The 24726-nt window shown below is 48.6% G+C and carries 25 protein-coding genes; 21 read left to right on the top strand and 4 right to left on the bottom strand.

Features of this window, described 5'->3' with window-relative positions; all coding sequences use genetic code 11:
• Positions 1–14: 14 nt before the first annotated feature.
• Entirely contained in the window at positions 15–674 is a 660-nt protein-coding gene (locus tag KNO75_RS09390) for a hypothetical protein (protein WP_214821330.1), read from the top strand.
• Positions 675–683: 9 nt separating this feature from the next.
• Here KNO75_RS09390 and KNO75_RS09385 read toward each other — a convergent pair whose 3' ends face one another.
• Both KNO75_RS09385 and KNO75_RS09380 read right to left on the bottom strand, forming a co-directional pair.
• Entirely contained in the window at positions 684–1448 is a 765-nt protein-coding gene (locus tag KNO75_RS09385) for a MerR family transcriptional regulator (protein ID WP_214821328.1), read from the bottom strand.
• 47 nt (positions 1449–1495) lie between these two features.
• On the bottom strand, positions 1496–1960 hold the full coding sequence (locus KNO75_RS09380) for a GNAT family N-acetyltransferase (RefSeq protein WP_214821326.1): 465 nt from the start codon (positions 1958–1960) through the stop codon (positions 1496–1498).
• A gap of 213 nt (positions 1961–2173) precedes the next feature.
• On the opposite strand from KNO75_RS09380, the gene KNO75_RS09375 reads away from it, so the two are divergent.
• From KNO75_RS09375 to KNO75_RS09340, 8 genes are all read left to right on the top strand, one after another.
• Complete coding sequence (locus tag KNO75_RS09375; RefSeq protein WP_214821324.1) at positions 2174–3877, top strand: glycoside hydrolase family 13 protein; 1704 nt, start codon at positions 2174–2176, stop codon at positions 3875–3877.
• A gap of 120 nt (positions 3878–3997) precedes the next feature.
• Positions 3998–4660: a Type 1 glutamine amidotransferase-like domain-containing protein gene (locus tag KNO75_RS09370; RefSeq protein WP_214821315.1), complete on the top strand. Its 663-nt coding sequence runs from the start codon at positions 3998–4000 to the stop codon at positions 4658–4660.
• Positions 4661–4700: 40 nt separating this feature from the next.
• The gene (locus KNO75_RS09365) at positions 4701–5261 is read left to right on the top strand and encodes a GNAT family N-acetyltransferase (RefSeq protein WP_214821313.1); all 561 of its coding nucleotides are present in this window, start codon (positions 4701–4703) and stop codon (positions 5259–5261) included.
• 51 nt (positions 5262–5312) lie between these two features.
• Complete coding sequence (locus tag KNO75_RS09360; protein ID WP_214792844.1) at positions 5313–5732, top strand: YwiB family protein; 420 nt, start codon at positions 5313–5315, stop codon at positions 5730–5732.
• On the top strand, positions 5729–6157 hold the full coding sequence (locus tag KNO75_RS09355; RefSeq protein WP_214786218.1) for a hypothetical protein: 429 nt from the start codon (positions 5729–5731) through the stop codon (positions 6155–6157). The genes KNO75_RS09360 and KNO75_RS09355 overlap by 4 nt, the downstream gene beginning before the upstream one ends.
• 168 nt (positions 6158–6325) lie before the next feature.
• The gene (locus tag KNO75_RS09350) at positions 6326–6844 is read left to right on the top strand and encodes a GNAT family N-acetyltransferase (RefSeq protein WP_214786219.1); all 519 of its coding nucleotides are present in this window, start codon (positions 6326–6328) and stop codon (positions 6842–6844) included.
• Between the two features lie 7 nt (positions 6845–6851).
• Positions 6852–7568, top strand: coding sequence for a hypothetical protein (locus KNO75_RS09345; protein ID WP_214821310.1), 717 nt, complete (start codon positions 6852–6854; stop codon positions 7566–7568).
• A 92-nt stretch (positions 7569–7660) separates the two neighbouring features.
• Positions 7661–9787, top strand: coding sequence for a (Fe-S)-binding protein (locus tag KNO75_RS09340; RefSeq protein ID WP_214821308.1), 2127 nt, complete (start codon positions 7661–7663; stop codon positions 9785–9787).
• Between the two features lie 38 nt (positions 9788–9825).
• On the opposite strand, the gene KNO75_RS09335 is transcribed toward KNO75_RS09340, so the two are convergent.
• Entirely contained in the window at positions 9826–11124 is a 1299-nt protein-coding gene (locus KNO75_RS09335) for a methyl-accepting chemotaxis protein (protein ID WP_214821306.1), read from the bottom strand.
• A 170-nt stretch (positions 11125–11294) separates the two neighbouring features.
• Here KNO75_RS09335 and KNO75_RS09330 point away from each other — a divergent pair, with 170 nt between their 5' ends.
• The 5 genes from KNO75_RS09330 (at position 11295) to KNO75_RS09310 (ending at position 16567) form a co-directional block, all read left to right on the top strand.
• Positions 11295–12620, top strand: coding sequence for a hypothetical protein (locus KNO75_RS09330; protein WP_214821304.1), 1326 nt, complete (start codon positions 11295–11297; stop codon positions 12618–12620).
• A gap of 80 nt (positions 12621–12700) precedes the next feature.
• Positions 12701–13180, top strand: coding sequence for a DNA-directed RNA polymerase subunit delta (gene rpoE, locus KNO75_RS09325; protein WP_012727404.1), 480 nt, complete (start codon positions 12701–12703; stop codon positions 13178–13180).
• 247 nt (positions 13181–13427) lie between these two features.
• Positions 13428–15023, top strand: coding sequence for a CTP synthase (locus KNO75_RS09320; protein ID WP_214792861.1), 1596 nt, complete (start codon positions 13428–13430; stop codon positions 15021–15023).
• 139 nt (positions 15024–15162) lie between these two features.
• Positions 15163–16005, top strand: coding sequence for a TVP38/TMEM64 family protein (locus tag KNO75_RS09315; RefSeq protein ID WP_214792870.1), 843 nt, complete (start codon positions 15163–15165; stop codon positions 16003–16005).
• Between the two features lie 31 nt (positions 16006–16036).
• Positions 16037–16567, top strand: coding sequence for a GNAT family N-acetyltransferase (locus tag KNO75_RS09310; protein ID WP_214821302.1), 531 nt, complete (start codon positions 16037–16039; stop codon positions 16565–16567).
• A 38-nt stretch (positions 16568–16605) separates the two neighbouring features.
• Here KNO75_RS09310 and KNO75_RS09305 read toward each other — a convergent pair whose 3' ends face one another.
• Entirely contained in the window at positions 16606–17721 is a 1116-nt protein-coding gene (locus KNO75_RS09305) for an NADH-dependent flavin oxidoreductase (RefSeq protein WP_214821300.1), read from the bottom strand.
• Between the two features lie 261 nt (positions 17722–17982).
• Here KNO75_RS09305 and KNO75_RS09300 point away from each other — a divergent pair, with 261 nt between their 5' ends.
• The 7 genes from KNO75_RS09300 to glpX all read left to right on the top strand — a co-directional run bounded on the left by KNO75_RS09300 (position 17983) and on the right by glpX (position 24669).
• Complete coding sequence (locus tag KNO75_RS09300; RefSeq protein ID WP_214786243.1) at positions 17983–19641, top strand: glycerol-3-phosphate dehydrogenase/oxidase; 1659 nt, start codon at positions 17983–17985, stop codon at positions 19639–19641.
• A 127-nt stretch (positions 19642–19768) separates the two neighbouring features.
• Positions 19769–20128 (top strand): YxeA family protein, encoded by a 360-nt coding sequence (locus tag KNO75_RS09295; RefSeq protein WP_214821298.1) that lies wholly within the window; start codon positions 19769–19771, stop codon positions 20126–20128.
• 91 nt (positions 20129–20219) lie between these two features.
• Positions 20220–20579, top strand: a complete 360-nt coding sequence (locus tag KNO75_RS09290; RefSeq protein WP_214792879.1) for a response regulator — start codon at positions 20220–20222, stop codon at positions 20577–20579.
• A gap of 161 nt (positions 20580–20740) precedes the next feature.
• A complete protein-coding gene (gene fba / locus KNO75_RS09285; protein WP_214694578.1) occupies positions 20741–21595 on the top strand; it encodes a class II fructose-1,6-bisphosphate aldolase in 855 nt (284 codons plus the stop codon).
• A 153-nt stretch (positions 21596–21748) separates the two neighbouring features.
• Complete coding sequence (gene fsa, locus KNO75_RS09280; RefSeq protein WP_214792882.1) at positions 21749–22399, top strand: fructose-6-phosphate aldolase; 651 nt, start codon at positions 21749–21751, stop codon at positions 22397–22399.
• Between the two features lie 27 nt (positions 22400–22426).
• Entirely contained in the window at positions 22427–23683 is a 1257-nt protein-coding gene (gene murA, locus KNO75_RS09275; RefSeq protein WP_214821296.1) for a UDP-N-acetylglucosamine 1-carboxyvinyltransferase, read from the top strand.
• 14 nt (positions 23684–23697) lie between these two features.
• Positions 23698–24669 carry a class II fructose-bisphosphatase gene (glpX, locus tag KNO75_RS09270; protein WP_074035838.1) on the top strand — a complete coding sequence of 324 codons (972 nt, stop codon included), beginning with the start codon at positions 23698–23700 and terminating at the stop codon, positions 24667–24669.
• The last annotated feature ends 57 nt before the right edge of the window (positions 24670–24726 follow it).

The following is a 24726-nucleotide window of genomic DNA, read 5'->3' as shown; positions in this document are numbered from 1 at the left end:
GGAGGGGTAGGGAGATGACTAGACCGATTGTACTCATGATTAGTGACCATCATACATCTGCTTTTGTCTATCACGCCATCCGCGATTTAGGCGTGACACATGTCATACAAGAAGACGGTCCCATCGAGCATCGACCGCAGTCGCTCAAACAATGGATGAGCCATCAATACATTCGATGGGCCACACCGTTCATGAAATGGTCAAGTCAAGCCCGGATTCGAGAAGTGAGGGAGCGATATCCATTACAGGATTCTCCGATTCCTCCTCATCACCTCATTCATGTCTCTTCCTTGAACGACGATAAGACGATGATGTGGCTTGAACGGCTCGCGCCGAAACTGCTCGTGATTCATGAAACCGGACCAATTGAGCCGAGTCGATTGAATCAATGGACATGTCCAATCGTTACAATCCGTCCATCAACGGCGGAAGGGCAGCTACAAGCCTACTGGGCGATTCAATCCCAACCTTCGTTCTGTGAGGCGACGCTCGAACAGTGGACAGCACAAGGATGGAGCATCCTCGATCGCGCGGTTATCTATAAAGGTGGGACCGACAATTTTGCCACCTATCCCTATTTACAACTCACTACGGTGTTACCGATGTTACGCCGACACATCGAAACACTAGATCTCGTACAACCAGACCGACGACAAATTAAAGTCCAAGCCTGAGGCTTGGACTTAACTGTTGGCGATACAATAATATTGGATGGCATCGTTATAATAGGATGCCAGACCCGGTTCGAAGCGATCGTAAAATTCGGTGAATCGCTCATCCGCTACATACATCTGTCCGAGTCCGCTGAACATGTCGAGCGAGCAATCATAAAAGTGAGTGTGGATGAACAGATGATTGTCTCTGACGACCGATTGAACGCGGTCATCTTCAATTGCGACTTGTGAACGAAACAAATCGACGAGTGGTGCAATCAAATCGAGTTGCATCTGATTCATACGTTCCCAGTCTGCTTTCGAGCGCTTCGCAGCTCGTTCTTGCGCAGTTTCGTAAGCGGAACTGTCTCCCCAACGCTCAATTACCTCGTCTTGATGTTTTGCCTCATGTGCTTGAATCTCTTCATAAGATAATCCCTCGAACAATGACTTGTCTTCCATCGGAATCCCTCCTTTGAGTGAGGTGAGGGTCGCTTCCGCCGTCTGCGCGAGTTGCGCGAAGTAGGCGGCTTTTTGGCGTAACGCCTCAACATGTTCGCTCAACACCTTGACTCGATCAAATGTCGATGCATCGAGCAAATGCCCGATTTGATCGAGCGGCACGTCTAGTGTTCGATACAGTAAGATGAGCTGTAGACGCTCGGCATCACGTGACGTATAACGGCGGTAGCCATTGTCGTCACGCATGGGGACGAGTAATCCAATCGAGTCGTAATGGCGAAGCGTCCGTGTCGTCGTTCCGGCGAGTGACGCAAGTTGTTGAATCGTATACATCCCTTCACCTCCTTAGAACAAGCGTAAAGGTTGACGTCACGTCAAGGTCAAGCCTGTTTTTCAAACAATGAAAATCCGTTCCGTTCTCCGATATAGCGGAAGCCGAATTGAGGATAGTACCCATTCAAGAACGTGTTGTCTGCGACGCAATCCAATCGAACGGTCGAAGCAGTGTGGGATAGGGCGTACTGCATCAAACGCTCGCCGATGCGTTCTCCTTTTACGTTCGAGTCCGTGACGAGTCGGTGCAAGTAGACGGCACCGTCCGCGTCATTCCATAGATTATGATCCCAATCGGTCGGTGGAATCAGACTGACCGCACCGACGACTTGCGCGTCACGTTCATACACAAACACGGACCCTTTCATTAAATCATGGCGGACATATTCGGAACGACTCGGCTCCAAATACTTGACCCATTGTGACTTTCCGGCCGCTTGAAACTCTTTCGCTTTTTTTACAATCAATTGGTCGATTGCTGAAAAGTCATCAAGTGTAGCGAATCGAAACATGGTGAAGCACCTCGCTTTCATTTCTTTTCAACATCGTGTAGGGTACACGTTGAGTATGCTGATGAAACATCTTTGTATCATCGAATGTTTTTTGGTAAGATAAATTTATTGCATCGTGCAAACGATTGCGCTAATGATATAAAGTTCACAGCACGAATAAGATGATTATATATGATGAGCAGTGAGTTTTGGGATAAGGAGTATCTAGATCACATGCAACTTTTACAACGAGAACAACAAACACAAACGCTTAAACGCAACTGGTGGAAAGAAGCCGTCGCCTATCAAATTTACCCGCGTAGCTTTTATGACGCGAACGGAGACGGAATTGGAGACATTCAAGGAATCATTGATAAGCTCGACTATTTGAAAGACCTTGGCATTGACGTCATCTGGATTTGCCCGATGTACAAATCGCCAAACGATGATAACGGGTATGACATTAGTGACTATCAAGACATCATGGACGAATTCGGTACGATGGAAGACTTCGATCGTTTATTAGATGAAGTGCATCAGCGCGGTATGAAGCTATTGCTCGACCTCGTCGTCAACCATACGTCAGATGAGCACCCTTGGTTCATTGAATCGAAGAGCTCAAAAGACAATCCGAAACGGGACTGGTACATCTGGCGTGACGGCAAACCGGACGGATCGAAGCCGAACAACTGGGAATCGATCTTTGGCGGCTCGGCTTGGGAATTCGATGAAGCGACGGAGCAATACTACTTGCACGTCTTCTCGAAGAAACAACCGGACCTCAACTGGGAAAACGCTGAGATGCGCACAGCTGTATACGACATGATCAACTGGTGGCTCGAAAAAGGAATCGACGGGTTCCGTGTCGATGCAATCAGCCATATCCGCAAGAATCCGACGTTCGCCGATTTGCCGAACCCGAACGACCTTGACTTTGTACCGTCGTTCGAGATGCACATGAACGTGGACGGGATTCACGACTATTTAGAAGAGCTTCGTGACGAGACGTTCAATAAACATGACATCATGACAGTCGGTGAAGCGAACGGTGTATCACCTGACGATGCACACCTTTGGGTCGGTGAAAAAGAAGGGAAGATGAACATGGTCTTCCAATTCGAACACATGGACCTTTGGAGTGAAGACGCCGATTCGAAACTTGATGTCGTCCACTTGAAGAACGTGTTGACGAAATGGCAAAAGGGTCTCGAAGCTGACGGGTGGAACGCACTTTACGTCGAAAACCATGACCAGACACGTACGGTTTCGAAATGGGGAGACGATGAGCGTTATTGGAAAGAGAGCGCCAAGTCGATTGCGATGATGTACTTCCTCATGCAAGGAACGCCGTTCATCTATCAAGGTCAAGAAATTGGGATGACGAACGTCAAATTCGATTCAATCGATCAATATGACGACATCGCGACACGCAATCGCTACTATATCGGTGTCGAGCAAGGAAAGAGTCATGACGAGATGATGCGCATCACGTGGAACTCGTCACGCGACAACACCCGCACACCGATGCAATGGAGTGATGCTCCGAACGCCGGCTTCACGTTTGCAGAGAAGCCATGGGTCGGCATCAACCCGAACTATACAGACATCAACGTCGAATCACAGCTTGAAGATGAGGACTCCATCTTTAACTTCTATAAAGAGATGATTCAACTTCGTAAAGACGATGAGACGTTTGTTTACGGTGCGTATGATGTCGTCTTACCGGATCACCCGGAAGTCTATGCATATACGCGTACGCTTGGCGACACGCAGTACCTCGTCGTCACGAACTTGACGGCGAAAGAGACGATGTTTGATATGGATCAAACGCTCCGCGCGCAAGATGTCGTCTTGAGCAACATGCCGATTGAAGGCGATATTGAATCGACGCTCCTTCACTTGAAACCGTTCGAAGGTCGCGTATATAAAATGAGCTAATCTTTCATGACCTGAAGACCGTGGACGAAAATTCGTCTACGGTCTTTTTGTGCGAATAAAGGAGATGACAAGGAAAGATGAGAATGCTTTAAAGGGATTCAATGGAAGAGGAAAATCAAAATGAAACTATTGCTGACTTCCGCAGGCATCAAAAATGAGAGCATCAAACAAGCACTTCTCGAGTTATTGGACAAGCCAATTGAAGAGTGTACGGCACTTTGTATCCCGACAGCCATCTATGCGTTGAACGGGGGAACGCAGCACGCATGGAACTTTTTCAAGGGGGATTTCTCGACACCGATGTGTGAGTTGGGTTGGAAGTCGATCGGGGTGCTCGAACTGAGCGCGCTCCCGAGCATCGATGAATCGGTATGGAGACCGACATTTGAACGGGCGGACGTGTTATTGGTGAATGGTGGCGATCCGCTGTTTTTACATAACTGGATGAAACAGTCCGGGGTGGAGGCATTACTCCCATCTTGGGAAGGTGTCTATGTTGGATTGAGCGCAGGTAGCATGGTGATGACGCCACGAATCGGAGAAGCATTTGTCGGATGGCGTTCATCTGATGAGCAGAGCGATGAGACGTTAGGGTTTGTTGACTTCTCGATTTTTCCACACCTCGACCACGAGATGTTACCGGAGAATACGTCACGAGATGCGGCAGAATGGGCGGAAGCGTTACAGGCACCCGCTTATGCGATCGACGACGAGACCGCGATTCGTGTAAATGAAGGGAAGGTCGATGTGATTTCGGAAGGAAAATGGAAGAAGTTTTTCTGAATGCATACGAAAAGAGTATAAATGAATTGGAGTTGAGGGATTGAATCCATTTACATATCATCGAAAAACAAATCGAATCATCGTCCGACCGTTAGAGAAGCAGGATTATGCCGCATGGTTAAGTGGCTTCACAAATCGTCTTGTTTCGCAACATGAGTATGATCCTGGGAAATTAAACATGAACGACTGTACGTCCGTTTGGTTCGGTCAGCTAGTCGACACACATCAATCACTCGCACATGAAGACCGTGCGCATGTTTTTGCGATTTTCCGGCTTGAAGATGGAGCGCATCTTGGCATGGTGGATTTCTCGACATTGGCACGAGATGGATTTCATTGGGGACGGGTCGGGTATACCATCCATAATCAGCATTGGGGTCAGGGGTATGGCACCGAAGCAGTCGACCTAGCGGTGCGCATCGCCTTTGACGATTTGAACTTTCAACGAATCGAGGCACATATCAATCTCGACAATGAGGCGTCCATTCGTCTCGCGGAGCGTGTCGGCATGTCGTACGAGTGCACGAGAGAAGGATTCATATATGAGAATGATGAGTGGGTAGACCATCTCGTCTATGTCAAAACGAAGCACCGTCGATAGAACGACTCCTACTAGATATGGTACGATGAGTTGACGGAAAGGGGGATGAGCATGGCGATTGAACCACTTCGCGTGCGTGTCCAGCAAACAACACGGATGAGTGACATCCCGGAGCCGATCGAACTATCGGCTGACGGCTTATACTATCCATTGAAGACTGGCTTTATTTTAATGTTTGACCAACAACAAGAGGACGGAACGGTCCCGACGACAATCAAGTACACCCCGGAACGATTGGCGCTCATCTGTAAAGGACCGATTGAGATGAATCATTCCTTCATCGAAGGTCGCTTCACGCAAAGCTTATATAAGAATGCCTATATGTCGATGACGATGGCGACGACGACATCACGCCTCGACGTGTCAGAAGAATCATGTACGTTCGTATATGAATTGTCCATGAATGAAGAAGATGTAGGTATATACGAAGTACATGTTACATGGACATTTGAAGGAGGAGAGGGCGCATGAACTTTACAGAACGCGTAAACAAGATTGAAGAGATGTTGAATGAAGACTGGTTTGAGATGCTTGAAACGAACGAAGAAGAGTATGAAGAGTGGCGAGGTCGCCTCGAAGATCATGCCGAACAAGTCATCACACATTACGACCAGGAGAACGGCGTCGATGTCAATTCAGTCGATAAACTGCTCCAATTGAACGATGAGTTCCCGCTCCTATACGGAGAGGACACCGTTCGCCTGTATATCGCACTCATTGAGGCACGCCCAGAAGACAAAGCGGTCTACGATCGGTACGTCGATTACTTAGCAGCCATCAGCGATGCATCGCACGAACAGTTTTTGCATTTCCACACGCTCGTCGAAGCAGGACGGTTGGAGGAAGCGAGACAACTCGCTCCACACATGCCACAACGTCTCGGACTCGAAGAGTAAGTATATCAAAAGTGTCATCTGAACAGGATGGCACTTTTTTTCATGCCTGAAAGGGGGACAAGATTCGAACAGGACGTCCATTTTTATTCGATGATCTGTTCTCTAAGATGAAGGAACAAGGAAATCAATCAGAGAACGCGAATGGAAATGGGTAAAGGGGGAATTGTGGTGTTAAGACTAATCAAAACATCTGTCGAACAAAAAGAACAGATTCTTTCATTTTTACAGGAATGGTACGAACGAGATGAGCGAATCGTTCCGACCTCAGTCGACCGTGAAACGACGGACTTCGAGGCATACGTCAACACGTTACGTCAGAAAGAGTTACGTGAGAATATAGAGGAAGGCTGGGTCCCGAGTACGACGTATTGGCTCACGGACGGCGAAGAGCTTTTAGGCGCGGCGAACATTCGTCACGAGTTGAACGAATCACTCTTAAAAATCGGTGGCCATGTCGGATACGGGGTGAAACCGAGCGCGCGTGGGCGAGGACTCGCCACACTTCAACTAAAACTTGCGCTTGAGAAAGTGAAAGAGCTTGGAATCGAGCGTGCACTCATTACGTGTAATCGGACAAACGTCGCTTCCCGTCAAGTCATTTTAAACAACGGGGGTGTCGCGGACACACCATATACGGAAGAAGATGGGACGATCGTCGAACGGTTTTGGATTGACTTGAGAGGATGAAGATGAGATGGCGAACTGGATCATCATCTATTTGGCGTTGATTAATTTCTTCGGCATTTATTTGTTTCGGGAAGAGACCGTGCCCTCTAAGAAATGGTTCTCATTCTCGAGCGGAATCGCCATCACGTATTTCTTCATGTATCTTTTGCCCTCCCTGAATAAACGCCAGGACACGCTTCGTGTCGATTGGTTGAACCTGGCCTTGCCGTCAGAGATTTACATCGTCAGTCTCATTGGGTTCACGCTGTTCTACGGTACGATGCGGTTCGTTCGAACCCCTCACTTCCAAGATGAGGCGGTTGATCGGGCCGTTTCGTATTGGCTCCAGGTGACGCTTCTCACGGCGTACATGACATTTTCAGCGTATGTGGTGACGGCCGACTCGGTGACGTTCGTCTCGAGAAGCTTCTATGCGACGGCACTCGGTGTGCACTTCTTGGCGCTCGGGCATGATTTGAACCGCCACTATGGCGAACGCTATATGCGACAGGGACGATATTTGTTGAGCGGTGGGATTTTGCTCGGTGGGTTCTTTTCACGCTGGATTGACTTGGCCCCCCACGTCGAAGCACTCTGTTTTGCGTTCGTAGCCGGGGCGATGATTCTCAATATCGTGAAGTTTGAACTGCCGTCCGACCGAAATCTACACTTTCGAACATTCGTTTTGGTCGTGTGCAGTTATGGTGGATTATTGCTCATCTTGAAACATCTTCTAAACTTCTGACGAGAACTTCACAAAAATGAATGACTGTTCATTCATCATTTGATATACTGAATTCAAGATTGAATCCGTTTTCATAAGGGGGAGTTTTGGGGATGTCTACATTTTTAATCGTCAACTGGATTCTATTCTTGCTCGTCCTCGGCTATGGTGTGTATTTATTCGCTACGCTGGTTCATCAGCGCTATACATTCATCAAGCTCGGGAAGAAGGCAGAATGGAGCCAAACGAACAAAGAACGACTCGAACAGGTCATGATCAACGTGTTCGGTCAAAAAAAATTGTTGAAGGATAAGAAGAGTGGCGCAATTCACGTCATGATGTTTTATGGCTTCATCCTCGTCCAATTCGGGGCGATTGATTTTATTTGGAAAGGACTAGCGGTCGGAACACGTTTCCCGCACATCCCGCTCGGTCCGCTCTATCCAATCTTCACGTTCATGCAAGAAATCGTCATGCTCATGATTCTCGTCGCGGTCGTTTGGGGATTCTACCGTCGTTACGTCGAGAAGCTCGTGCGCTTAAAACGAAACTTCTTAGCTGGTCTTGCCCTCATCTTCATCGGCGGGTTGATGGTTTCCGTCTTGTTCGGGAACGGGTTTTACCTCGTCTATAAAGAAGAGCTTCCGATGTGGGGTGAGCCGGTCGCAACACTCATCGGTTCAGCGTTTGCTTGGGTACCTGGGTCGGTCGCTTTCGCATTGTTCGTCGTCTTTTGGTGGATGCACCTTTTGTTCTTGCTCAGTTTCATGGTCTACATCCCACAAGGAAAGCACGCGCATTTGATTGCCGGAACACTCAACGTCTGGCTCGGGCGCACGCACAAAGTCGGTCGCTTGGCACCTGTTGATTTTTCAGCGATGGAAGAAGCGGAAGAGTCAGATGAAGAGATTGTGTTTGGGGTCAACAAGATTGAAGACTTTAACCAGAAGCAGCTTGTCGACTTGTACGCTTGTGTTGAGTGTGGACGTTGTACGAATGTGTGTCCGGCAACCGGTACGGGTAAGATGTTGTCGCCGATGGACTTGATCGTCAAACTTCGCGACCATATGAATATGAAAGGTGCAGCGGTCACAAGAAAATCACCTTGGGCACCGGCACTTATGTTCCAAAACACGCAAGGCGCCGAGATTGCAGCTGCGGCGCAAGAAGGTCACATGCTCGTCGCAGACGAGTTGATTGGCAATGTCATCACGGAAGAAGAAATTTGGGCGTGTACGACTTGCCGTAACTGTGAAGACCAATGTCCGGTCATGAACGAGCATGTTGATAAAATCATCGATCTTCGTCGTTACCTCGTTATGATGGAAGGGAAGATGGACCCTGAGGCACAGCGCACGGTCGCAAACATCGAGCGTCAAGGAAACCCGTGGGGGATGAACCGAAAAGAACGCGAGAACTGGCGTAAGGATACAGAACTCGTCATCCCGACAGCGAAAGAGAAGAAAAAAGCAGGCGAAGAATTCGAATATCTCTTCTGGGTCGGTGCGATGGGTTCATACGACAGCCGTAGCCAAAAAGTCGCGCAAAGCTTTGCGAGCGTGTTGAACAAGGCGGGCGTCTCATTCGCTATTCTCGGAAATGAAGAGAAAAACTCAGGAGACACACCACGTCGAATCGGGAACGAGTTGCTCTTCCAAGAACTCGCCGAAGCGAACATCAAATTGTTTGAGAAGTATGGGGTGACGAAAATCGTCACGGTTGACCCACACGCATACAACACATTTAAAAATGAGTATCCAGACTTTGGACTCGATGGTGTGAAAGTGTATCACCATACAGAGTTGCTTGCTGAGTTGCTCGATACAGGTCGGATCCAACCAAATCTTCAAGTGAATGAACGTGTCGTCTATCACGACTCTTGCTACCTCGGTCGTTACAATGGCATTTATGACGCACCGCGATTCGTCCTCGAACGCATACCGGGTGTCGAACTCGTCGAAGCGACACGTAACCGTGAAAACGGTATGTGCTGTGGAGCAGGTGGAGGTCTTATGTGGCAGGAAGAGAAAGTCGGGACACGTGTCAATGTGGCTCGGACGGAACAACTGCTTGAGACGAAACCGACCGTCATCGGTTCGGCGTGTCCGTACTGCTTGACGATGTTGTCTGATGGAACGAAAGCGAAAGAAGTCGATGAGACGGTCGGCACGTTTGACGTCGTCGAATTGCTCGATCGCTCGCTGAAAGCCATCGAGATACCAGAACCGGTTGTACAATAATACAGAAAGGCACGGTCCGCGGACCGTGCCTTGTTTCTTTACTGCATCTCAGAGGTCGATAGTAGGGAAGAGGTCAAGTGAGATAACCCTTGTGTCGTCTCGTTGATCGATGAAATGGTCTCAACCATCTGACTAAGGTCTTGTTTGTTTCGTTCGAAGGAAAGGACGTATTGACCCATCTCTTCTTGAACGGTCGAAAAACCAGATTTGACGGCATTCAGTTGACGCATCGCTTCATCATTCGTCTGATGCATTTGTCCCATTTGATCGAGGAGTGCTGCGATATTCGTCTCGTTTTCATGAATGAGTACATTGATTTGACTGCTCAGTTGTTTCGCGTTTTCCGCCAGTGTGCGTACTTCGGTGGCGACGACGGCGAATCCTTTGCCGTGTTCTCCTGCACGAGCTGCTTCAATCGAGGCGTTCAAGGCGAGCAAGTTCGTTTGGTTGGCGATTTGTTCGATGCTCTTAGTCATGCTGACGATTTCTTGAGATCCATTTTTTAAAGCGGTGATGCGATCGAGCGAAGTGTCGACGTAAGTGGCCGACTGTTTGAATTCGACTTCCATCTGTTCGATTTGGCTTCCGTTCGTGTGCGTCAACGTCATCAAATGACGGCTCATCTTTTCCGTTTGCTCGGTTTCCGCAAGAACTTGGTGCGCGCGATCACTCGTTTCAGACATCGCTTGTCCCGTTTGCTCCATCGTGGTGGCGACTTCTGAACTGACACGTGAGACGTCGCTTAAAAGCGCGGCACGGGCTTGGTTCGCAGACTCGATTTCATCGAGGCGGGCGTTGACGTATTGTTCGGTGACGATTTGCGAGTCTAAGTTCATTGCGTGCGATAACGCTAAGAGAGATTCTGTCAAAGTAGACGGGTCATGTTGATACGTCTCAACCACTTTTGGGATGAGGAGTGTGTTAAAAGCAGAATATGTCGCGAGGAACCAGACGACAGGCACGGCGAAGTGGTGATGTGTTTGTCCCATCCGTTTCCGCATCGCTAAAAATTTATCATCGATGTTCCCGGTCAATAAACTACGGAAATAATCGGCGAATACGTTCTTTAAACGCTCTCTCGTTGATGAGGCGTTAGCGATTCGAACCATTTCGGGTTGAAGCATCAAGTGGTCGAGTACGTTTTCAAGTACTTCATCTAGTACGGACTCCACGAGTGGAGCCATGTCTTGTAGGCGCTTCACTTGAGAGGCCGTATACCCCATATAGTGAGCCCGTCCGTTCAAACTCGAGTCAGCTGGTTTAGCGATTGTCTGGACTTCAGGAAAACCGGTAGTTGCGACGAAGTGATTGGATGTTGTTTTACGAAAAAGTGCCATGTATTTTTCTCCTTCTCTTTTATATCTAAATTAATGTTCTCTTCTATATCGGCAAAAGATTGAAGAAACTGAGAAGTTAATGTGTTGTGAAAAAGGTTCGTAGACGAATGGAACTGGGAAAGGATGATTGAGGAACGGAATATCCAATCTCAATGTAAGGAGTGTGTCCCATGAAAAACATGGTTGTCCTATTGACGATTGTCAGTGCCCTGAGTAGCCAAATTCTGCCGCAAATCTTGTTTTTGTCCATTATGGCAGTCGAAGAAGGAGTCGGACGATTGATTCCATTCCTCATCTTTTACGTATCGAGCATGTCAGGTCTTTTATTGTGGGTGTATGTCATCGGACGACGGGGTTCAAAGGATACATTTCTCATTGCCTTGTCTGTGCTCGTCGTCGGTCTCGTTTGTTTTGTGCTTCCCTTTGACAGCGCCATTGAATGGAGCGCATTCTTGGTCGGCGTTGGCTCGATTGGGGTCGGTACAATTATGACGACCATTCTCTCGCAATTGAACGAGCTGAAGCCTGCAGAAGATTCGGAGTCAAAAGAAGAGGGTGGCAGTTCGTGGCCGTTGGTTCTTATGTTAGTCGGTTGGATTGCGGTGTTCTCGTATGCGTTGACGCAGTCGTACAATCTTGCCATTGCCCTGTTCCTAGTGAGTCTCATTTTGCCGTGGCTGTTCGTGCGAAAGTTACCGCTCCAAAAATCTGCGACATGGCAGTTTGATACCCGTTCCTTTCTCCGTGCTTTTATCGCGGTCACCGTCTTTACGTTGATTAGTCGCTTGCTTAGTCTCTTAGAAGGGGCGCGTGGCTATATCGAAGTGTTTGGCTTAATGATCATTTTGCTCGTCTATGTCGCATGGTTACTGTTGCAAAAGCGGGTTCGTGATTTTATCGGTGCAAGTCGTACCCGGCAGGTTCAATTATTATCGTTTGTGATTGGGTTGTTCGGTGGCTGGACGCTAATCGGAGCCGTCTTTGTCAGTCTTGCTCTGTATTCGTTCCAAGTTCTCATCTTTTATGTGTTCGTTCCATTTTTAGCCGGTGTCATCGGTTGGATCTTATTTAGTCGCATCTTTGATTTTGCGCGCCATCCGTACATCGTCTTGTTCCTATCCTCGCTCTTCTTTTTCGTTGGCTTTATCGAGCCACTTGCCTTCATACCGGTATTGTTTGTCAGTGGTTATACGCAGACGATGTATTCGAGTGTCAGTCATATGTATTTGTTTGACCAGTATGGGGAAAACCAAGAGTTCGCGTCGTTACTGCTACAGCTGTGGAAACGATTTGGCATGGTCGTGGCATATTCATTCTTAATGATTGGATTGCTCGGTTATGGTTTATATGTGGGTCAAACAGTAAATGAAGAATTGTCGTTCCAGATTCCACGCGCGTGGATGTTTGGTGTCTTAGGGTTGACATGGGTGTTTAATATCGGATTGATCAGTCTGTACTGGTTCCGTACTAAAACCGAGACATCACACGATTCATAATTTCCTCTAGCTTTTTTATATCGCTTTTGTTTATAATGAGGAGTGATGTTTAACTAGTGACGGAAAAGGAGTGTCCTTTAATGAATAAATCGTTGATTGATTTCGTTTATGAACTTCTCCAAGAAACTGGCGAGCAGCCTGTTTCTTTTGATGAGATTCGCGAAAAAATCAAGCAAAACTATACGTTTGCGAGTGAAGAAGAAGAGCTCGAGAAAATCGCACAACTTTACACCGATTTGAACATCGACGGGTTGTTCGTCAACTTGGGAGCAAACCGTTGGGCGCTTCGCGTATGGTACCCATTCGACAAGTCGGATGAAGATCTCGTCATCGAAGCACGTCAACGTGGTGAGCTTGACGAGTTCGAAGAAGAGTTTGAAGAAGCAGACGAAGGCATCGTCGATATCGAAGATGACTTGGATGTATTCGCAAAAGTAGAAGATTACGATTCATCTGAATTTGACGATGAGGACGAAGAAGAAAAAGTAGAAGGCCTTGACGACTTCAAGGACGATGACTTGGACGACGACCTCGATCTCGAAGACGAGGATGATTTATAAGAGACCGCAAAAAGCCGGGCATCGCGCCCGGCTAGGCGTGTCTCTTTTTCTTTTTTAGTCGTTTTCATCGACTTGAAAAAAGAAAAAAATAATATCTTGACGACTGTATCGTCTCTGGCGTAAATTAGTCATGGGCTAGTTTAGCACGTAACGATGCAGCAAAAGTGTCCTCCATTCACGGGGGCACTTTTGCTTTTTTTGTTTTTTCGTTTCCCGATGGTTGGTATTCAAGAGAGGAGAAAGAAACATGACAAAGTACATTTTCGTAACAGGCGGGGTAGTATCTTCGCTCGGTAAAGGGATCACGGCAGCTTCACTCGCGCGTCTACTCAAAAATCGAGGACTCAACGTCACGATTCAGAAGTTTGACCCATACATCAACATTGACCCAGGTACGATGAGCCCGTATCAACACGGAGAAGTATTCGTCACAGATGATGGCGCTGAGACTGACCTTGACCTCGGACACTATGAGCGTTTCATCGACATCAACTTGTCGCAAAACGCGAACGTCACATCAGGGCGCATTTATTCGACTGTCTTGAAGAAAGAGCGTCGTGGAGACTATAACGGTGGAACGGTTCAGGTCATTCCGCATATCACGAACGAAATCAAAGACCGTGTCTTCCGTGCAGGACGCGAGACGAACGCCGATGTCGTCATCACAGAGATTGGTGGAACAGTCGGGGATATCGAATCCCTCCCGTTCATCGAAGCGATTCGCCAAGTGAAGAATGACATCGGGAAAGAGAACGTCATGTACGTCCACTGTACACTCGTTCCTTACCTTCGTGCCGCAGGTGAAATGAAGACAAAACCGACACAGCACAGTGTCAAAGAGCTTCGCAGCTACGGGATTCAACCGGACATCATCGTCCTTCGTACCGAGCATGACATCCCAGAAGACATGCGCGAGAAAATCGCACTCTTCTGTGATACACGCAAAGAGGCGGTCATCGAGGCGCAAGACGCATCGACACTTTATGAAGTACCACTCAACCTTCAAAAACAAGGAATGGACCAACTCGTCAACGACTACTTCGGTTTCAATTCACCGGCTGCTGACATGACGGCGTGGAAAGAACTCGTCCACACGGTCACACACCTTGAGAAGAAAGTGAAAATCGCACTCGTCGGGAAATATGTCGAATTGCGTGATGCGTATATCTCGGTTGCGGAAGCACTTAAACATGCGGGTTATGCGTTCAATGCGGATATCGACATCGACTGGATCAACGCGGAAGACGTGACGGCTGAAAACGTCTCGGACATCCTCGGTGATGCGGACGGAATCCTCGTCCCAGGTGGATTCGGTGAGCGTGGAATCGAAGGGAAGATTGAAGCGACACGTTTCGCTCGTGAAAACAACGTCCCATTCTTCGGGATCTGTCTCGGGATGCAACTCGCGACGGTCGAGTTTGCCCGTAACGTCTTGAAGTTGGACGGCGCGCACACGGCTGAAATCGATCCATCGACTCCGTATCCGATCATCGACCTTCTTCCAGAACAAAAGGACATCGAAGACCTTGGGGGTACACTCCGTCTCGGACTCTACCCATGTAAACTTGAAAAAGGGACGAAAGCACATGCGGCTTACGATCAAGAGCTCGTGTACGAGCGCCATCGTCACCGCTATGAGTTCAACAACGAATATCGTGAAGCGTTCGAAGCAGAAGGCTTCAAGTTCTCAGGTACGAGCCCAGACGGTCGTCTTGTGGAAATCATTGAGATTCCAGAACACAAGTGGTTCGTGGCATCACAGTTCCACCCTGAGCTCATCTCACGTCCAGAACGTCCACAACGTCTATTCCATGACTTCATCCAAGCGTCACTTGGAGAATAATGAATTGAAAGCCACGACCCATTACGGGTTGTGGCTTTTTTCTACGCCAAAAGCATGAGAGGGAAGGTGCCTTTGGCATGATACATCACCTTCACTTTGTGGGTACACTAGAAGTAGAACGGGGAGAGGGCGATGGCTTATGAAAGAACGACATTCGATTTATCTAGGGTATGGGCTGGGGCTTGTCGCGCTCAGTCTGTTGCCGTTCGTCGTCTTGCCTTCCCTCTTATTGCCGTACCAACTTGGATGGACAGGCGTTGTCTTACTCGCGCTCTCAGTCGGGCTCCTTCGGTCGATTCGCGACGGCTCAAACATGATCTTGAAGCAGATGTGGAAAATCACGTTCTCTCTTTTTTTAATCTTTGTGTTTGTCTATTACGTATCGTTCGGACTCGTCCTCTATGATACGTATGGGTTAGATCGTCTATTAGAACAGTATGAACGACAGGCGGTATGGGTATTCGCAGCATTCAGTTTTTTACAACCGATTGCGTTACCCGTCCCGGAAGCGGTCAGTGTGCCGATCGGGAGCGTCGCACTCGGACCGTTTCGTGCCGCTTTAGTCGGGAGTGTGTCGACCACGCTTGGCATCTTTGTCATGTATGGTCTGGCCCGATTCGGCCGTGAGCGAATCATTCGTTGGGTCGATGAGGAGAAGTTAAAGACATATGACCGATATGTCGAAAAGTATGGTCTTGGCATCTTGCTCGTCTTGTTCATTATTCCGATTTTACCGGATGAGGTCATCTGTCTGGCCGCAGGGTTTAGTCGCGTTCCGTTCCCGCGCTTTGCGGGTATTGCGTTCGGCGCAAAAATCGTCACGTCGTTCGGACTCGCTTATTCTGTCTCGATTGGGCAATTGTTTATGACGGGCTCGAGTCCGATTGCCATCGTCTCTGTCATGGCAAGTTTAATCGTGTTGATTCTCGCGTTCATTTGGCGCAAACGGAAAAAAGGAGATTCAAACGGTACGCAAGAATAAGGTAAGGACGCTATATAGAAAGGAAGACAAGATGCGACAAGATCAAGAAGTGGTCATTCGACCAATTGAAGAAAAAGACTTATCACGACTATGGGAATTGATTTATCGAGAGGCGACACCGGAATGGAAACAATGGGATGCGCCTTACTTTGAACACAAAGCGATGTCTTATGAGGAATTTCAGCAAATCGAACGGTCGTTTATCCAGAAAGAAGACATGTGGGTCATTGAAGTGGATGGAACGGTATATGGGACCGTTTCTTACTATTTTGAAGATGCCGGACGAGAGTGGCTCGAGATGGGCATCATCTTGCATCAGCCCGACCGCTGGAATCGGGGAGTCGGAACGCGTGCCCTTCGCTTATGGACTGAGCATTTATTTGAGACGTTACCTGTCGTCCGTGTCGGCTTGACGACGTGGTCCGGGAATGAGCGAATGATGCGAGTCGCTGAAAAAGTGGGAATGCAGCTCGAAGGTCGAATCCGTCAAGTGCGTGTCGTGAACGGGAAGCGCTATGATTCGATTCGGATGGGCATGTTACGAGAAGAGTGGAAAGCATAAAAAAGCACCGCGGATGAAACAATCCGCGGTGTGTTGTGTTACTTCACTTTTTGATCTTTAATCGGGAACCAACCGGCACGAGTCGTAATCGCATTCCAGAGTGGGGCTGGCACGGCGAGTTCGGCTTGTTTATCCAAGTCGAGTTCTGTCTCGATTTCGTCTTCGCGGTCTGTTTTCACCTTCTCGAGCCATTCTGGGTCGATGATGAGTTCGCGACCGAGCGCGGCGAGGTCGACAACGTCGAGTGCATCTTCCACTTGCCCAGGACGTTGGAGCTGTCCGACCCCGATGAGTGGGATAGCGCCGTTGATCCGTTTGGCAATCCGATCGATGGAACGCTCTGTGACGTTTTCGTCACGCATCGAAGCTGTGTTGAAGTTCCAAAGAGAAGCGTGAATATAATCGACGCCTTCTTCTAAAATCATATCAAGCAGGACATCTGTGTCATCAAGTGTGATCCCTGGCTCTTCAATCTCTTCTGGTGAGAAGCGATAACCGATTAAGAAGTCTTCTGCATCTGCTGCGGCTTCTTTGACACGGCGAATGACTTCGCGTGGGAACGTCAAACGACCATGGACATCACCGCCGAAGCGATCTTCACGGCGATTCGAGTGTGGTGAGAAGAATTGTTGAATCAAGTATGTGTTCGCTCCGTGAATCTCGACTCCGTCAAACCCGGCTTCGATAGCGCGACGAGTCGCTTCACCGAACGCATCGATGATGGTTTCGACTTCTGACGTCTCGAGCGCACGTGGTGTGACGGCGCCTTCACGAACAGGTGCGACGGAACTTGCACTGACCGGTTGTTCGTTCGGGACGAGTTCAGGTGGTGACATCCGTCCTGCGTGGAAAATTTGAAGGATGGCTTTTGCACCTTCCGCTTTTAAACTTTCCGCCAATTGACGGAGACCTGGGATGAATTTGTCGTCATTGACCCCGAATGCGTTCGGGAACCCTTTCCCGTCTTCTGTCACGTACGCGCAAGCCGTAATGGCGAGCCCGACGTTTTGCGCCCGCTTCCGATAGTAGGCGAGCTCATGCTCGGATACTTCGCCCGTTGGCTCTGATGAGTAATGTGTCATCGGTGCCAATACGAGGCGGTTCGGTACCTCGACGCCATTTTTAAACTGAAAAGGTTGTAACATACGTTTCATCTGAAATCCTCCTTCAACATGATACCTTGAAGTCTAAGCTTCTCGACTCAAAAATGCGAGTCGGATGCTTGTGAATGAACACATTACAGATTGCTCAAGCGTAAGAGATGATTGAACTCAAAAGAATAGGGTATAATACAGGAGAAAAGTTGATATTCGGTTCGAGACAATAGAGAGACCACAACAGAAGGGGGAAGCCTTGTTTTTGTTGTGGTCTCTTTTTCTATCCATTGAACCGTACTTACTATAGGAGGGAATAAGATGGAAATCAGAAATTTCTCAGCGAAAGAACGAGCGAAACGATATGAGCAACTGACGAGTGAACGTCATGACGTTCTTGTTGTTGGTGGAGGTATTACCGGGGCGGGGATTGCGCTCGATGCGTCGTCGCGTGGGATGAAGACAGCTGTCCTCGAGATGCAAGACTTTGCGGCAGGGACATCAAGTCGTTCGACGAAGCTTGTTCACGGGGGACTCCGCTATTTGAAACAATTCGAAGTAGCGCTCGTCGCAGAAGTCGGGAAAGAACGAGCAATCGTATATGAGAATGGTCCGCATGTCACGACACCGGAACAAATGCTTTTACCAATGCACAAGGGAGGCACGTTCGGTCCATTCTCGACATCAATCGGACTCATGGTGTATGACTTCCTCGCAGGTGTAAAACGTGCAGAGCGTCGCATGATGCTCAAACCAGATGAAGTCATCAAAAAGGCACCACTCGTGAAAAAAGACGACTTGGTCGGAGGCGGCTATTACGTCGAGTACCGGACAGATGATGCACGATTGACGATTGAAGTGGCGAAAGAAGCAGCGAATCATGGTGCGCTTCTCATGAACTACGCCAAAGTGACAGGATTGATTTACGAAAACGGCAAAGTGGCTGGTGTACACGTCGAAGATCAGATTGACGGGTCGACTTATGACGTCTATGCGAAGAAAATCATCAACGCGACCGGTCCATGGGTCGACGAGTTACGGGAAGAAGATAACTCGAAAAAAGGGAAGCAGCTTCGCCTGACGAAAGGGATTCACTTGGTCATCGACCAGTCGAAATTCCCGCTCAAACAAGCGATCTATTTCGATACACCGGACGGTCGCATGGTCTTTGCGATTCCACGCGGAAACAAAGCATACGTCGGAACGACGGATACGTTCTTCGATAAAAACAAAGCACATCCACGCATGACGACGGAAGACCGCGATTATATTTTAGAAGCCATTCACTATATGTTCCCAGACGTCAATGTCACAGCGGATGATGTGGAATCAAGTTGGGCAGGTATTCGTCCGTTGATTTATGAAGAAGGAAAAGACCCTTCTGAAATTTCACGTAAGGACGAAATTTGGCAGTCAGACAGCGGCTTGATCACGATTGCCGGTGGTAAATTGACAGGGTATCGCAAGATGTCAGAAACAGTCGTCGACCTCGTTGCGAAATTGTTGAAAGAAGAAGACGGTGTCGTCTATTTGGCTAGCCGTACGAAGCATATGCCGATGTCCGGTGGTCATGTTGGTGGATCGAAAGGCTTCAAAGATTTCCTTGAGAAGAAAACAAAAGAACTTCAAAATCATGGTCTAGACGCAAACCACGCGGAAGAACTCGTTCGTCTATACGGATCGAATATCGATCGCGTCATTGAACGGATGGATGCGAACGCATATGACCTTCCTGAAATCGTCTATGCGCAGTTGGTGTACGGCATCGAGGAAGAATCGGTCGTTCGTGCCATCGACTTCTTGATTCGCCGCACGGGAGCGATGTTCTTTGACATCGACTTCGTCCGTCAATACAAAGACGGCGTCCTTCGCTGCATGGCCGATGTCTTCAAATGGTCAGATGAGCGTTTGAAAGAGGAACGTGAAGAAGTCGAGAAAGAAATTGAAATTGCAGTTGTTCCAGTGACTGTCGAATCATAAGATACAATGCGTCATACGAGAGGTTCATTCTGAACAGGATGAACCTCTTTTTGTGGAATGGTTTCATGACTTCGGAATAACGGTATATCTCATAAGTAGTGACTCTTATGTTGAAGGAGAACTGTTTATGAAACGAAAGCTCATCGCCGTCTTGTTGATCGGCGTTCTAATAGTAGTAGGCTGGCGCTATGTCGACGTGGATCGTCTATTGGCGGATGTGTATTATGTCAAAGTCCCGAATGCGGAAGTGGCGACACAGACGTCGAACGGGTATCGATATGACCTCATCGGCTACGATGAAGATGGGAAGAAGCGACCGTTAGCCATTTCTACTCCATCATTGTTGGCAGAAGGAGACTTTTTAAAAGTATTTGTGAAAGAAGAATCTCCCGAAGTGACCGATTATGAACGGGTCAATGCGTTGGAAGTGCCAGAACAGTTGAAAGAAGAGCAGGAAGAGGACAGTTCCGAGACGCCGTTCCCTTGATTTCAAAAGATAGGCATCGCGAAAAAGAGATGAGTTTGGTATGGTTAAATTGTTTGATTATGGAAAATGATGAATGAAAGAAGGGACATGCATGTCACGGATGTTGATTGCAGACGACCAGGATGGAATTCGTACGATGCTCGCACAAGTGTTCACGAACATGGGTGTTGACGTGGACACGGCGCAAGACGGCATCAAAGCCTGGGAGTTTTTAGAGAAAGAACGATACGACTTAGTACTTCTCGATATGAACATGCCGCGTATGTTCGGTCATGAAGTATTGCGTCGGATGAGAGAACAAGAACTAGAGACACCTGTCATGATCATGACGGCGTTCGGAGAAGAAACGGTGATTGACGAGGTGCGTCGTCTCGGAATTGCTGCGCAATTTGAAAAGCCATTTGATATATACGGAATGATTGAAAAAGTGAAGGAAGTCTTGGAAATTTGACGTTTCGTCACCAAGATGACATATGTAAACGCTTGCGCTAAGCCATTTCTATGCCCGAATAGCATAGGCACATGTTTTACGGTGTGTTATAATGGGAACGAATTGCACGGGGGAACTTTTCCCAAACGTGTATAATAGCGAACAGACAGGAGGATGTCATTATGCCATTAGTATCAATGACAGAAATGCTTAACAAAGCATTCGAAGGCAAGTATGCAGTAGGCCAATTCAACATCAACAACCTCGAGTGGACGCAAGCGATTCTTCGCGCTGCGGAAGACGAGAAATCACCAGTAATCCTCGGTGTATCAGAAGGTGCAGCGAAGTACATGGGTGGCTTCACAACAGTTGTCAAAATGGTTGAAGGTCTCATGCACGACTACAACATCACTGTTCCAGTTGCAATCCACCTTGACCACGGTTCTTCATTCGACAAGTGTAAAGCAGCGATCGACGCTGGATTCACATCAGTCATGATCGACGGTTCACACCACCCGATCGACGAAAACGTTGAAATGACGAAACAAGTTGTCGAGTACGCGCACGCTAAAGGCGCTTCTGTTGAGGCAGAAGTCGGTACAGTTGGCGGCGAAGAAGACGGCGTCATCGGTGGCGTACAATACGCTGACCTCGAAGAGTGTGTACGTGTTGTTAAAGAAGCGAAAGTGGATGCACTCGCTGCAGCACTCGGTTCTGTACACGGACCATACCAAGGTGAGCCGAAGCTTGGCTTCAAAGAGATGGAAGAAATCGCGAAAGCGACACAAACTCCACTCGTTCTTCACGGCGGATCAGGTATTCCTGAGCACCAAGTTAAAAAAGCAATCGAGCTCGGACACAGCAAAATCAACGTCAACACAGAGTGCCAACAAGAGTGGACTCGTGCGGTACGTGAGAAGCTTGACGCTGACTCGAAAGTATATGACCCACGTAAAGTTATCGGACCTGGGATCGAAGCGATCTACAACGTCGTAACTGGCAAAATGCGTGAGTTTGGTTCTAGCAACCAAGCATAATCCTGTTTGATCAAGTCGGTTCTCTATGAGGACCGACTTTTTGTATATTTCGGCTTTCCTCAGGCTCGGAATCTGACAAAGGGTGTAGTAATTCACCTGTTCTTTCCTCATAATAGAGATTGTAAGCGATCACAAATGAAGGAGGAGACACATATGCGTTTTTTCATTGACACAGCAAATGTGCAAGACATTAAACAAGCTCACCAAATGGGCGTCATCGGAGGCGTGACGACGAATCCATCGCTCGTCGCCAAAGAAGGTGTCGACTTCCATACAAGACTTCGTGAAATCTGTGAGATCGTCGGGGATCTTTCGGTAAGTGCGGAAGTTATTGCACTCGATGCAAAGGGTATGGTGGAAGAAGGAAAGGAACTTGCTGCCATCGCGCCGAATATTACGGTAAAGGTACCGATGACACCAGCGGGGATGGAAGCGGTGAAACAGTTCAAAGAGCTCGGGATCAAAACGAACGTGACGCTCATCTTTAACGCGAACCAAGCGTTACTTGCGGCACGTGCCGGCGCTTCGTATGTTTCTCCATTCATCGGACGTTTGGATGACATCGGTCAAGATGGACTCGATCTCATCGAGACGATTGCCAACATTTTTGCGATTCATGGCATCGAGACAGAAATCATTGCGGCATCTGTACGTCACCCGGTTCATGCGACGAAAGCCGCACTCCTTGGGGCTGATATTGCGACAGTCCCTTACAAAGTCATCGAACAGATGATGAAACATCCGCTCACAGACAAAGGCATTGAGCAGTTTTTAGCGGATTGGAACAACGCTCAATCCAAATAAGTCCGTCGTAGAAAGGTTTTGATCAGCGTGGAAATTCTCCATATCGTTGGGCAGCAAAAATTAGAAGGAACCGTCGAGATTAGCGGGGCGAAACAAAGCGCCCTCCCTTGCCTTGTGGCTGCACTTCTCACAGAAGAGTCGGTGACAATTGAAAATGTCCCGATGATTGAAGATGTAGAAGTGATGGTCAACTTGTTAAGAGAGCTAGGAGTTCGAGTGGAGCGTGAGGGAGAACGGATGACCATTCATTCGAATGAAGCCGTCGCCATGCCTCTTCTTGGTTCCGAGACGCGGAAAGTTCGTGCCGCTGTCTATTTACTCGGTGTCTTCGCCGCTCGATTCGGAAAAGGAGCGGTCGGGCTACCTGGGGGATATGCGATTGGTCCACGACCGATTGACTTACATTTGAAAGCGTTAGAACGTCTCGGAATTCATGTCGAGAATGAATCCGGTCTCTATCATGTCCGGGTCGAAGAACTCGTCGGGAATCGAATTTACTTGGACTTGCGGTCGTTCGGGGCAACCGTGAGTGCGATGCTCGCGGCGGTTTTAGCGAAAGGGACGACGGTCATCGAGAATGCGGCCTGTGACCCTGAAGTCGTCGACGTGGCAACGATGCTCACATCGATGGGAGCACACGTGAGTGGAGCGGGTACCGATGAGATTCGCATCAAAGGCGTCGAACGTTTGCACGGATGTACACACACATTGATTCCTGATCGCCTCGAGGCCGGCACGTTCATGATGTTCGGAGCGGTATCGGGTAGCGTGACCGTACAACCGGTCATTCCGACACACCTTGAAGGTGTCATTCAAAAACTGTTGGATTTTGGTGCGGAGGTAGAGGTCGGTGAGGAGTCGGTCACTGTGACTGCTAAGAAATTCGTGCCGACAGACATTCGTGTGTTCCATTACTCGGGATATCCGAGTGATTTGCAGCCAATCATGTCAGCGGCTTTATTGAAGGCGGACGGGACGAGCATTGTCACAGACAAATTGTACTCCCAACGATTCCGACATATCGCCGAGATGCGTCGGATGAACGCACAGATTACGCTAGAAGATGCTTCGGCGGTCATTCGCGGAGGGAATCAACTCGCAAACGCAGAGATGGAATGTACAGACGCAAGAAGTGCAGCGGCGCTTGTTTTATCGGCACTTCAGGCGTCTGGAGAATCGACGTTACTTCATGCAGAACGATTGAATGATTCATATGTCGACTTTGTTGGCAAATTAAAACAGCTCGGTGCGCTCGTTTGGGTGGAAGATCACGCCGAGATATAAAGGGGAGATTTCGGGTGGAACGAAGTTTATCGATGGAACTGGTCCGGGTCACAGAAGCGGCGGCACTTGCTTCAGCCCGTTGGATGGGTCGCGGTTTAAAGGTCGAGGCAGATGATGCAGCGACTACGGCGATGCGAGATGTCTTTGATACGATTCCGATGAAGGGGATTGTTGTCATCGGGGAAGGTGAAATGGACGAGGCCCCGATGCTCTATATCGGGGAGAAGGTCGGGAACGGCTATGGCTCGCGTCTTGATGTCGCGGTCGACCCGTTAGAAGGAACGAACATCGTAGCGACGGGGACGTGGGGAGCGCTCGCCGTTCTCGCTGTCGCCGATGCGGGAGACCTTCTTCACGCACCGGATATGTACATGGAAAAAATTGCGGTCGGACCGGAAGCTGCGGGTCTCGTCAGTCTCGACAACTCGATTGAAGAGAATATCGAAATCGTGGCGAAAGCCAAGAAGAAAAACGTGGAAGACGTCGTCGTGACTATTTTACATCGGGACCGACATGAGGAAATCATTCAGCGGGTCCGGGCGACTGGAGCTCGAATCAAGTTGATTCCAGACGGGGATGTCGCGGCAGCCATTAACACGGCCTTCCCAAAAACGGGTGTCGACTTACTACTCGGTTCAGGTGGGGCACCGGAAGGCGTCATCGCCGCGGTCGCAATGAAGTGTCTAGGGGGAGACTTCCAAGGACGCTTGCTCCCGGAAGACGAGGCACAAAAACAGCGTTGCCATGACATGGGGATCGAAGACACGGATCGAATCCTTTTACTCAATGACTTGGTGAAAGGTGAAGATTGTATCTTTGCGGCGACAGGTGTCACGGACGGTGAATTGTTACGTGGTGTCCAATTCACGTCTCAAGGCGGGCAGACGCATTCCGTTGTCATGCGTGCCAAATCTGGTACCGTACGCTTCGTAGAAGGGAACCACTCCCTTACGAAAAAACCGAAAATGGTCATGAAACCTGAATAACATGGAGTCGCGGATGTGTAAACGTCCGCGGCTTTTTTGTGATGAAAGATTGAGAAA

This window comes from Exiguobacterium sp. s35 (assembly GCF_018617535.1).
GTDB lineage: Bacteria > Bacillota > Bacilli > Exiguobacteriales > Exiguobacteriaceae > Exiguobacterium > Exiguobacterium aestuarii.
The sequence above is the reverse complement of the archived record's forward strand: the minus strand, read 5'-3'. Positions and strand labels throughout refer to the sequence as shown.

What these genes read in the sequence shown, in the direction of transcription:
- KNO75_RS09340 (WP_214821308.1), top strand. Translation starts at nt 7,661, where the DNA reads ATGTCTACATTTTTAATCGTCAACTGGATTCTATTCTTGCTCGTCCTC.
- rpoE (WP_012727404.1), top strand. Translation starts at nt 12,701, where the DNA reads ATGAATAAATCGTTGATTGATTTCGTTTATGAACTTCTCCAAGAAACT.
- fsa (WP_214792882.1), top strand. Translation starts at nt 21,749, where the DNA reads ATGCGTTTTTTCATTGACACAGCAAATGTGCAAGACATTAAACAAGCT.
- KNO75_RS09360 (WP_214792844.1), top strand. Translation starts at nt 5,313, where the DNA reads ATGGCGATTGAACCACTTCGCGTGCGTGTCCAGCAAACAACACGGATG.
- KNO75_RS09355 (WP_214786218.1), top strand. Translation starts at nt 5,729, where the DNA reads ATGAACTTTACAGAACGCGTAAACAAGATTGAAGAGATGTTGAATGAA.
- KNO75_RS09385 (WP_214821328.1), bottom strand. Translation starts at nt 1,448, where the DNA reads ATGTATACGATTCAACAACTTGCGTCACTCGCCGGAACGACGACACGG.
- KNO75_RS09290 (WP_214792879.1), top strand. Translation starts at nt 20,220, where the DNA reads ATGTCACGGATGTTGATTGCAGACGACCAGGATGGAATTCGTACGATG.
- KNO75_RS09320 (WP_214792861.1), top strand. Translation starts at nt 13,428, where the DNA reads ATGACAAAGTACATTTTCGTAACAGGCGGGGTAGTATCTTCGCTCGGT.
- KNO75_RS09300 (WP_214786243.1), top strand. Translation starts at nt 17,983, where the DNA reads ATGGAAATCAGAAATTTCTCAGCGAAAGAACGAGCGAAACGATATGAG.
- KNO75_RS09370 (WP_214821315.1), top strand. Translation starts at nt 3,998, where the DNA reads ATGAAACTATTGCTGACTTCCGCAGGCATCAAAAATGAGAGCATCAAA.
- KNO75_RS09315 (WP_214792870.1), top strand. Translation starts at nt 15,163, where the DNA reads ATGAAAGAACGACATTCGATTTATCTAGGGTATGGGCTGGGGCTTGTC.
- KNO75_RS09295 (WP_214821298.1), top strand. Translation starts at nt 19,769, where the DNA reads ATGAAACGAAAGCTCATCGCCGTCTTGTTGATCGGCGTTCTAATAGTA.
- KNO75_RS09310 (WP_214821302.1), top strand. Translation starts at nt 16,037, where the DNA reads ATGCGACAAGATCAAGAAGTGGTCATTCGACCAATTGAAGAAAAAGAC.
- KNO75_RS09335 (WP_214821306.1), bottom strand. Translation starts at nt 11,124, where the DNA reads ATGGCACTTTTTCGTAAAACAACATCCAATCACTTCGTCGCAACTACC.
- KNO75_RS09330 (WP_214821304.1), top strand. Translation starts at nt 11,295, where the DNA reads ATGAAAAACATGGTTGTCCTATTGACGATTGTCAGTGCCCTGAGTAGC.
- KNO75_RS09380 (WP_214821326.1), bottom strand. Translation starts at nt 1,960, where the DNA reads ATGTTTCGATTCGCTACACTTGATGACTTTTCAGCAATCGACCAATTG.
- fba (WP_214694578.1), top strand. Translation starts at nt 20,741, where the DNA reads ATGCCATTAGTATCAATGACAGAAATGCTTAACAAAGCATTCGAAGGC.
- KNO75_RS09345 (WP_214821310.1), top strand. Translation starts at nt 6,852, where the DNA reads ATGGCGAACTGGATCATCATCTATTTGGCGTTGATTAATTTCTTCGGC.
- KNO75_RS09390 (WP_214821330.1), top strand. Translation starts at nt 15, where the DNA reads ATGACTAGACCGATTGTACTCATGATTAGTGACCATCATACATCTGCT.
- KNO75_RS09305 (WP_214821300.1), bottom strand. Translation starts at nt 17,721, where the DNA reads ATGAAACGTATGTTACAACCTTTTCAGTTTAAAAATGGCGTCGAGGTA.
- KNO75_RS09375 (WP_214821324.1), top strand. Translation starts at nt 2,174, where the DNA reads ATGCAACTTTTACAACGAGAACAACAAACACAAACGCTTAAACGCAAC.